Annotated in this window: 1 rRNA gene; it reads right to left on the reverse strand. The window is 49.2% G+C overall.

Annotation, left to right across the window (positions count from 1 at the left end):
* Positions 1-331: ribosomal RNA gene (locus tag DMN77_RS23595) — 23S ribosomal RNA — on the reverse strand; the annotation flags it as partial.

Raw genomic sequence — 331 nt, forward strand, 5'->3', positions numbered from 1 at the left:
TGATCTTTTCGTTACTCATACCGGCATTCTCACTTGTATGCAGTCCACCAGTCCTTCCGGTCCAACTTCAATCCGCATACAACGCTCCCCTACCCCTGAATCGACTTCACTCCAGCTTCGAAGTGATGTCTTTAACCCCGAGAGGCATTTGGCCAAAACCTTTGAACTACTCGCTTTGTCGCTTTTGGCAAAATTGTCTCGGTCACCGCCTCAAAGAAGCAGTGAAGTCGATTCAAGCCATAGCTTCGGTGGTGTGTTTAGCCCCGTTACATTTTCGGCGCAGAGTCACTCGACCAGTGAGCTATTACGCACTCTTTAAATGGTGGCTGCT

The organism is Paenibacillus sp. 79R4, from assembly GCF_013393165.1.
GTDB lineage: Bacteria > Bacillota > Bacilli > Paenibacillales > Paenibacillaceae > Fontibacillus.